The 9,329-nt window shown below is 62.3% G+C and carries 8 protein-coding genes; all 8 read right to left on the bottom strand.

Annotated elements, in window-relative coordinates; genetic code table 11:
* Window positions 1-176: 176 nt before the first annotated feature.
* Window positions 177-2,111 (bottom strand): ATP-dependent zinc metalloprotease FtsH, encoded by a 1,935-nt coding sequence (gene ftsH / locus C5L12_RS25130; protein ID WP_105374789.1) that lies wholly within the window; start codon window positions 2,109-2,111, stop codon window positions 177-179.
* Window positions 2,112-2,215: 104 nt separating this feature from the next.
* The gene (tilS, locus tag C5L12_RS25125) at window positions 2,216-3,601 is read right to left on the bottom strand and encodes a tRNA lysidine(34) synthetase TilS (protein WP_157949117.1); all 1,386 of its coding nucleotides are present in this window, start codon (window positions 3,599-3,601) and stop codon (window positions 2,216-2,218) included.
* An 11-nt stretch (window positions 3,602-3,612) separates the two neighbouring features.
* Window positions 3,613-4,650 (bottom strand): tol-pal system protein YbgF, encoded by a 1,038-nt coding sequence (gene ybgF / locus C5L12_RS25120; RefSeq protein ID WP_105374787.1) that lies wholly within the window; start codon window positions 4,648-4,650, stop codon window positions 3,613-3,615.
* Window positions 4,651-4,824: 174 nt separating this feature from the next.
* Window positions 4,825-5,358, bottom strand: a complete 534-nt coding sequence (gene pal, locus C5L12_RS25115; protein ID WP_105374786.1) for a peptidoglycan-associated lipoprotein Pal — start codon at window positions 5,356-5,358, stop codon at window positions 4,825-4,827.
* A 175-nt stretch (window positions 5,359-5,533) separates the two neighbouring features.
* Window positions 5,534-6,841, bottom strand: a complete 1,308-nt coding sequence (gene tolB, locus C5L12_RS25110) for a Tol-Pal system beta propeller repeat protein TolB (protein ID WP_105374785.1) — start codon at window positions 6,839-6,841, stop codon at window positions 5,534-5,536.
* Window positions 6,842-6,855: 14 nt separating this feature from the next.
* Complete coding sequence (locus C5L12_RS25105; protein WP_105374784.1) at window positions 6,856-8,025, bottom strand: energy transducer TonB; 1,170 nt, start codon at window positions 8,023-8,025, stop codon at window positions 6,856-6,858.
* Between the two features lie 10 nt (window positions 8,026-8,035).
* Window positions 8,036-8,491 carry a protein TolR gene (tolR, locus tag C5L12_RS25100; RefSeq protein WP_105374783.1) on the bottom strand — a complete coding sequence of 152 codons (456 nt, stop codon included), beginning with the start codon at window positions 8,489-8,491 and terminating at the stop codon, window positions 8,036-8,038.
* Window positions 8,492-8,517: 26 nt separating this feature from the next.
* On the bottom strand, window positions 8,518-9,237 hold the full coding sequence (gene tolQ / locus C5L12_RS25095; protein ID WP_105374782.1) for a protein TolQ: 720 nt from the start codon (window positions 9,235-9,237) through the stop codon (window positions 8,518-8,520).
* Between the last annotated feature and the right edge of the window lie 92 nt (window positions 9,238-9,329).

Genomic DNA, 9,329 nt, shown 5'->3' with positions numbered 1-9,329 from the left:
TTCGATCCACGCTTCCTCCCCACGGTCGGTCGCCCTTCCGCAGTTGCGCTTCACTTCGCTCGCCATGACCAGCTTACGGTGGGACTTCCACCCACAAGAATGCGCCCATGCTGGGCGCACAACAAAAGCCGCCGCGGAGCTACCCGCAGCAGCTTCTTCTATCCCTGTCCTTGCCTTCAATGGGGCTGAGGCTCAAGCCCGCTTTCCGGCTCCCCGCCCTTCGGCTCATCCTTCTTGGAGCCGGTAGCAGGAACTGCCGAGCCACGAGCAGGCGGCGCATCGTCGCCAAGATCACGCGACGGTTTGTGTCCCTTGAGCAGCGCCTTGATCTCCTCGCCGGACATGGTTTCGTATTCGAGAAGGCCTTCTGCCAGCGTTACGAACTCGTCGTGTTTCTCCGTCAGGATGCGCCGGGCCTCGGTATAGGCCTCGTCGATCAGGCGGCGAACTTCCGTATCGATCTTCTGGGCAGTCGATTCGGATACGTTTCTCGTCTGCGAGACGGAATGGCCGAGGAAGACTTCCTGCTGGTTTTCGCCATAGGCGACCTGGCCCAGCACATCGGAAAAGCCCCACTGCGTGACCATCGCACGGGCGAGCTTGGTGGCCTGCTCGATGTCGGAGGACGCGCCGGAAGTGATGTTCTCCTTGCCGAAGGTCAGCTCCTCGGCAACGCGGCCACCCATCATGATGACCAGGCGCGACACCATCCACTTGTAGCTCATCGAATAGCGGTCGCCTTCCGGAAGCTGCATGACCATGCCAAGCGCACGGCCGCGCGGAATGATCGTCGCCTTGTGCAGCGGATCCGCGACCGGCACGTTGAGTGCGGTTATCGCGTGGCCGGCCTCGTGATAGGCGGTGAGCTTCTTCTCCGCCTCGGTCATGGCCGAAGAGCGGCGCTCGGCGCCCATCATGATCTTGTCCTTGGCGTCTTCGAACTCGCTCATGGTGACGAGGCGCTTGTTGCGGCGCGCTGCCATCAGGGCTGCTTCGTTGACGAGGTTCATGAGGTCGGCGCCGGAGAAACCGGGCGTACCGCGGGCAAGAACCTTGAGGTCGACATTCGGCGCCAGCGGCACGTTGCGGGCATGCACCTTGAGAATGCGCTCGCGGCCGATGATGTCCGGGTTCGGCACGACGACCTGACGGTCGAAGCGGCCGGGACGCAGCAGTGCCGGGTCGAGAACGTCCGGACGGTTGGTCGCAGCGATCAGGATAATGCCTTCATTGGCTTCGAAGCCGTCCATTTCGACGAGCAACTGGTTGAGCGTCTGCTCGCGTTCGTCATTGCCCCCGCCGAGGCCGGCGCCGCGATGACGACCGACCGCGTCGATTTCGTCGATGAAGATGATGCAGGGCGCATTCTTCTTGGCCTGTTCGAACATGTCGCGGACACGGCTTGCACCGACGCCGACGAACATTTCGACGAAATCCGAACCGGAAATGGTGAAGAAGGGCACGTTCGCCTCGCCGGCAATGGCGCGGGCGAGCAGCGTTTTGCCGGTGCCGGGCGGGCCGACCAGCAGCACGCCGCGCGGGATTCGTCCGCCAAGCCGCTGGAACTTCTGCGGGTCGCGCAGGAATTCGACGATTTCCTCGAGATCCTGCTTGGCTTCGTCGACGCCTGCGACGTCCTCGAAAGTCACGCGGCCATGCGCCTCGGTCAGAAGCTTGGCCTTGGACTTGCCGAAGCCCATCGCCCCGCGCGAGCCGCCTTGCATCTGCCGCATGAAGAAGAGCCAGACGCCGAGGATCAGAAGCATCGGCAGAAGCGTCCCGATATAGCTCAGGAAACCGGAAGACCCGTCCGTTTCCGGGCGGGCCACGATGGTGACGTTCTTGGCCTGCAGCTTCTCCATCAGCGAATCATCGATGACGGGCGAATAGGTCTGAAACCCAGAGCCGCTTTCCGTGTAGGTGCCCATCACCCGGTTTCCGGTAACGACGACATCCCGCACCCGCCCCGAATCCACATCGCGCAGAAACTGCGAATAAGGAACCTCACGCGAGTTGGACTGTGTCGGTGCCGTCTGGAACATGCTGAACAATGCGACCAGCAAGAGGGCTATGATGACCCAGAGGGCGATATTGCGAATGTTTGGGTTCATTGAACTCCCCGGACTGTGACGACCAACTCTAAAGGCGGCCGCCTTGCTTGCCGCATAACATAGGGTTGCGGGAAGTCCTTGCCAAGGCGAACCGGAGCCGCCACCTAGCTTTTCCGCGCAGAATCCTTAATTGGCAGCGGGGGAAAAACGTCGCATCCGAGCAAAACCGCAATTTCGCTGCCGAGCCTAAGATCAAACTGCGGCAAAAAACGGTCGAACGGCGCCAGCACCGGCTCGACATCTATGCCGGCTGCAGATGTCTTTTCGGACAAACTGGCTGCGATCTCCCCGTTTCTTTCGTCGGGCGGAAATGACAGGGCCGCTTCGATATGCGGCATGGCCGAGGCGGCCCGCATGGCGATGGCAGGCGGTACATCGGGAAACAAGGTGGATGCCTCCTCCCGATCCGGCGCCGTCGGGCCGACAACGATCTCTTGAGGGCATCCGTTGTCGATCCGGTAGCGGCCGTCCCATATATCGGCCTCACTCGGCCGAATATGAAGCGGCAGCATGCCGCGGTTTTCGCGAACGAAATAAAGGCCGTCCCGACGAAGATCGAAGATCACCCGCCCGGCCGTCACGCGCCCCGACTGCCCGCTCTCGACAAAGGCCATGACCCGCTCCAAGCTGTCGGCGCCGAGTGCGTGTGTTCTGCCTCCTAAAACCGCGGCGAGCAGGGAGAGCGCGTGTCGGCGCAAAGCCGCTTCCGTCTTCAACCCTTCCGGTGAGAGCCGGGCCAGCACCCCATGCCGGATCGTCACATGATCGCGCAAGTACATGGCGGCGGCATCCGACAAGCTGGTTCGCCGCTCCACCGCCCGCAACCACTGGCCCGGATCAAACGATCCCTGCCCCGTCAGCTTTCCGCGCACCCTCACCCGCTCGTAATGGGAATCGAGATTGCTGGGATCTTCGATCCACCCCTGACCCTGCGACGCCAGCCATGCACGAATGTCGGCGCGGCGGGTCCTGAGGAAGGGACGAACGAGCCAGCGCCGTCGATCGAGAAGCACCGCTTCCGCCATGCCCGCGAGGCCCCGCCCGTCCTCTGCCTCGCTGCGGGCAGCCCGCATCGTCACCGTTTCGGCTTGGTCGTCAAGCGTGTGACCGGTAAGGATGGCAGTGGCGTCTACCTCGTCCGCGACCTCCAACAGGAGGCGGTAACGCGCCTCACGCGCGGCGGCGGAAACTCCGGTGGCGGGTTTGGCACCCTCCCAGCGCCGCGTCACATGGGGAATGCCAAGATCCACACAAAGGGCCAACACCGCCTTTGCCTCATCGGCCGACTCCGGTCGGAGGGCATGGTCCACAGTCGCGGCAAAAAGGGTAATGCCGGCATCTTCCCGAGCCGCTTTCGAAAGGCTGACGAGGAGGCCGGTCGAATCGCTGCCGCCGGAAACGGCGACGAGAAGACGGGCCGGTCTGACAAGATCGCGACAAAGGCGTTGGATCGCCTCGTCCGGCGACAGGATGAAGGCTGCGGCAGCCACGGAGGGCGCCGTCAGCTGCAGCGCAGCCGCTTCTGTTCGCTGCCGACCTTGGCGAGCACCGCCTTGGATGCGCTCGGATAGCGCTTCGGCACTTCGCGGAGCGTCGCACAGGCGGTTTCGGTGTTGTCGAGGGCTGCCAGCGACATGCCGAGCTTCAGCAGCATTTCAGGCGCCTTGGCCGACTTGCCGTAGTTCTGGTGGGCGTTCAGAAACGTCTTTGCCGCTTCGTTGTATTTTTCCTGCGAATACTGCGCCTCGCCGAGCCAGAAATTCGCGTCGGCAATGCGTCCACCCTTCGGATAAGCCTGGATGTAGGCCAAAAATTCCTTTTCCGCGAGCGTATAGTCGCCGGACAGCACGTGATTGTAGGCAATCTGATAGGCGTCGTTCTCGTTGCCCAGCGATGCGGTCTGCTGCGGATCGGTCCGGCCTGGGGTGGCAGTTTTGCCGGGCAGTGCGGGGCCGGTATCGACGCCCGGAAGCGCCGCCGAATTGCTGCGGTCGTTACGGGTGGCGGCGCGGGGATTACCGTTCTGGTCAAAATCGATGGAGCCGAGCGTCGTGGGCGGCGGCGCCGTCCGGCTGTCGCCCCCCTGCTGCTGGCCGATATCGCTGTCGGCAGGCGATCCGATGATGCGGGCAACGTCATCCGAGGATTGAGCCGGAGGAGCAGCTTGCGCAGGCGGAGCGCGGTTGGACGCCACGGCCGGTCCCCCGGCCGTGGTGTCAGCTTCGCTTCTCTTCTTTTTTTCCAGGTCCTGGAAACGGAACTCGTTGTCTTCCTGCGTCTTGCGCAGTTGCTCCTGCATCTGCAGCAGCTGAAAACTCATTTCCTCGATGCGGCCATTCAACTGCCGGATCTCTTCCTGGAGTTGCTGGACACGGACTGCCTCGTTGGCCTGTGCGAGAACAACCGGCGGATTATCGGCCCGCGGCTGTTCTACAGCAGACTGACTGCCGCCCTGAAAAAGTTTCGGCAGCGAGAAGGCTCCAGCCGGGCCGCCCGTTGCCATGAGCCCCAGCATCACTGCCAAGACAAGTTTCTTCATGAGTGTTCGTCCTGCTCTCTAGTGTGCACCGATTTGGCGCGAGGGGAGATTTTTCCAACTGCCGCCAAAAAGCAACCAAGTCACCAATGAAAAATCCCCGAAAACAGGGCTAAACTATGGAAAAAAGAAAAAGGCGGCCCGAAGACCGCCTTTTGTTGGGGCGAGTGGCCCGCATTACATGCCGGCGCCGCCGAGAACCGTCACTGCACGACGGTTCTGCGACCAGCAGGAAATGTCGTCGCACACGGCGACCGGGCGTTCCTTGCCGTAGGAGATCGTCTTCATGCGATTCGCCGGTACGCCGCGGGAAGCGAGATATTCCTTGGTGGCAGCAGCACGACGTGCGCCGAGGGCAAGGTTATATTCGCGCGTGCCGCGTTCGTCGGCATGGCCTTCGACGGTGATCGCGTAGTTCGGATAGCGCTGCAGCCACTGGGCCTGGCGGTCGAGCGTCTGCTGGGCGTCGGCGCGGATCGAGGTCGAGTCGGTATCGAAGAAGATGCGGTCGCCGACATTGACGGTGAAGTCCTGGCTCGAGCCGGGCGTCGCGGCACCAGCCCCGCCAAGGCCGAGTTCCCCGGCACTGTTCGGCAGGTTCTTCTTGTTGGCGCAGCCCGCGAGCGCAAGCGCGAGCGTCAGAGCGATGACGGCGGGGTTGCGAGCGAGGGTCTGCATGCGGCTCATCGCCGAAATTTCAATGCGGCTCATGGCCGGTCTCTCCTTGATCACTAATTATCAGAGTTGCCAGACTCTAACCGGGCTCGGTTAACCACGATCAAACACTTATGGTTAACGAATTATTCCGATGTCCCTTTATTGGCCCTTTCTCAACAGAATAAGGCCGGAAAGAGGCGGAAAGCCGCCTCTTTCCCGTTAACTGCCGCTATTCCAGAAGCGGCGACCAGGCGGGGTCGGATGCGTAGGACGGGGTCTTGACCTGTTGCTCGTTGTAACCGGTCAGGTCGATCGAATAGAGCTGCGGCCCACCGGCGCCGGCATTCTGACGGAAGAACATCAGCACGCGACCGTTCGGTGCCCATGTCGGACCCTCGTTGTGGAAGCCGCTCGTCAGGATACGCTCGCCCGAACCGTCCGGCTTCATCACGCCGATCGAGAACTTGCCGCCCGACTGCTTCGTAAAGGCGATCAGGTCCCCGCGCGGCGACCAAACCGGCGTCGAATAGGAACCGTCACCGAAGGAAATGCGGGTCTGGCCGGAACCGTCGGCATTCATGACATAGATCTGTGGCCTTCCGCCGCGGTCGCTCTCGAAGGCGATCCGCGCACCATCAGGCGCATAGGAAGGCGACGTGTCGATCGCCTGGGTGGAGGTCAGCCGCGTCGTGGTGCGGGAGCGCAGGTCCATCGTATAGATGTTGGAATTGCCTTCCTGCTGAAGGCTCATGATCACCTTCTGGCCATCCGGCGAGAAGCGCGGCGAGAAGGTCATGCCGGGGAAATTGCCCACGACCTCGCGCTGCCCGGTCTCCAGTTGCAGCAGATAGACGCGCGGCTGGTTGCCTTCGAAGGACATGTAGGTGATTTCCTGACGGCTCGGCGAGAAGCGCGGAGTCAGCACGATGTCCTTCGAATTGGTGAGCATGCGGACGTTGAAGCCGTCCTGGTCCATGATCGCAAGCTGGCGCTGGCGGGCATTCTTCGGCCCGCTTTCGGAAACGAAGACGACGCGGGTGTCGAAATAACCATTTTCGCCGGTGATCTGCTTGTAGATCGCGTCGGCGATGATGTGGGCCACCCGGCGCCAGTTTTCCGGCTGGGTGAAGAACTGCTGGCCGGTCATCTGCTGGCCAGAAAACGTGTCCCAGAGACGAAATTCCGCCCGAAGCCGCCCATCGCCTTCACGGGTGATGCGGCCGGTCACCAGCGCCTGCGCGTTGATGACTTTCCAGTCCTCGAAACGCGGCGCCCGGTTCGGGTCGGAGATCTTCTCGATAAAGGCGCTCTTGTTGATCGGCGCAAAAAGGCCGGAACGCTGAAGGTCCGCAGCAATGACGTGGGAGATCTGCGGCCCCAGCTCGTTGTTCGACAGGAAGTCCGTCACCGCGATCGGCAGCGGCTCGACATTGCCTTTGTTGATGTTGATTTCTACGCGAGCCTGTGCGGGCGCGGCAAACATCACGGCCATGCCGGCAAGCGCAAGCACGAGGCGGATGAAAGAACGTTTCATCATGTTACTAAAGCCTTTCAAAGCAATTCGCTCGGATCGAAGTTGACGACAACTTCACTCCAGGCGTCGTATTTGTCGGCAGGCAGGTTCTTGAACGGCGCGGACCTGCGAACCGCGCGGAGAGCGCTCGCCTCGAGCGTACGGCGGGCGTTGTCTGAGCCACCAGAGGCTTCCACTTCCGGCTCACCGACGATTTCACCAGTCTGATCGAGCCTCATCGTCACGCGGATCAGCACGCCGTCAGCACCCTCGATGCCGGCAATCACCGACCAGTTCTTCTGGATCTGGCCGCGCAGCGCGTCCATCTCGCTCTGGCTGAGCTTGGCACCGGTCGAGGGCTTGGTGCTGCCCGTTGACGCCGGCGACGACGAGCGCTTGGCCCCGCCCCCGGACGCTTCCTGCTTGTTGAGCAGCGAGGCAATCTCATCGGCGTTGAAGTCGCTCGCTTTCGAAGACGAGGACTTGGCGGTCTCCTGCTTCTTGCCTTCCTTCTTGTCCGTCGGCTTCTCGGCAGCCTTGGCGGTTTCCGTCGGCTTTGCCGTTTCCGGTTTTTTCTCGGCGGGCTTTTCAGCCGGCTTCTCGACGGGCTTCGCCTCTTCCTTCGGCGGTTCCGGCTTCGGCTTGGCGGCCGGCAGCGGCACCGCATCCGGAAGCGGGATGTCTTCGGACTTCGCTTCGGCGGGCGCAGGCGTCGGCTCGGGTTTCGGCGGCGGAGTCGGCTCGGGCTTTGGAGGTGTCGGCGCGATCTCCGGCTTCGGCTGCGGCAGCGCGGCCATCTCGGTCGGCTTCGGCGCAGTCTCTTCCGGAACGATGTCCTTCACATCGTTCTGTTCGGGCGTCGGCGTCGGCATCGGCCGTTCGACGGGCTCCGGCGCCGCGGCAGCCTCCGTCGGCGTCGGCTTTTTGGCCGGCGTCGGTGGTGTCTTCAGATCGAGATCGTTCTCGCCGGCATTCTCGGCGTTTTCCACGACCTTCTGATTCTTGGTCTCCTTGGGAGAAGGTTTTTCAGACATGGGCGCCTTCTTGTCGCCCTGCTGCATCTGGGTAATGGATTCGACCGGTATGATATCGACCGGCAAGGCTTCGACATCGGCCACCTCGAAAGAAGCGGGCGCGCTCAGCGACACCAGTGCAGCACCGAGCACCAGCGTATGCAGGATCAGCGATGTGCCGAGACTACCTTTCATGGCGCCGCGATCACTTCTCCTGTTCCTGCAGAGTTACAAGACCGAGGTTCTTGTAACCTGCTGCAGAAATGCGGGCCATCACCTTCATGACGACGCCGTAGGCGGCTGTGGTATCGCCGCGCACATAGATGCGCTCGTTATAGCCGGTGGTGGCGATTGCCTGCAGCTTCGGCACGATCTCGTCGATGGCGATCGGCGTTTCCTGCAGATAGATTTCGCCCTGCGGATTGACCGATACGGTGATCGGCTGCGTATCCGCATTCATGGCCTTTGCCTGCGTTTCAGGCAGGTCGATCGGCACCCCGACCGTCATCATCGGCGCCGCCACCATGAAGATGATAAGCAGCACGAGCATGACGTCGACAAGCGGCGTCACGTTGATTTCGCTGATTGCTCCGCCGCGACGGCCGCCGCGCCTGCGACGCCCGCCACCCGATGCCTTTGCTCCTCCGGCCGACATACCCATGAGAGATTACTCCTTGGCCCGAACCGTTATTGCGCCGCCTGTCGCGGCTGCAGCTTCTCGTCGATCTGACGCGACAGTATGGCCGAGAATTCGTCGGCGAAACCTTCCATGCGGGCAGAAAGCTTGCCGGCATCGGCAGTGAATTTGTTGTAGGCGATGACCGCGGGGATAGCGGCGACGAGGCCGATCGCGGTGGCGAGCAGCGCTTCGGCGATACCGGGCGCCACGACCGCAAGATTGGTGGATTTCGAACCGGCGATCGCCTGGAACGAGGTCATGATGCCGACGACGGTACCGAAGAGTCCGATGAACGGACCGGCCGAGCCGATCGTTGCAAGCGAACCGAGGCGGGCTTCATAGGTTTCCGCCTCGCGAGCCATGGTGACGTCCATTGCCCGGTCGATACGCATCTGAAGGCCGATCGGCGAGCGCGCGCCGCGTTCGAAGCTCTTTTTCCACTCGCGCATGGCGGCGACGAAGATGGCGGCAAGCCCGTTGTTCGTCCGCTCCGATAGCGTGCGGTAGAGCTCCTCGAGCGACTGGCCGGACCAGAACACCTGCTCGAACTGGTCGAACTGGCGCTTGGCCTTGCCGAAGCTCACATACTTGTCGATGACGATCGCCCAGGTCCATACCGACGCGCCGATCAGACCGATCATGACCAGCTTGACGACCAGCCCGGCCTGCATGAACAGCGACCAGAGGCTGACGTCGCTCGCCGCTGCCGCCAAAACTTCGTGTTCCATCTACTATCCCCGAATCCAAACGCCCGGCTTTTAAGGACCGGGCGGGTTCAAAAGCGCGCTCTCGCGAGAATGTCGTTGATCGCCGGGTGCGC

This window comes from Neorhizobium huautlense (genome assembly GCF_002968575.1).
GTDB lineage: Bacteria > Pseudomonadota > Alphaproteobacteria > Rhizobiales > Rhizobiaceae > Neorhizobium > Neorhizobium huautlense.
Note: the sequence above shows the minus strand (reverse complement) of the source record. Positions and strands in the feature narration are given on the sequence as shown.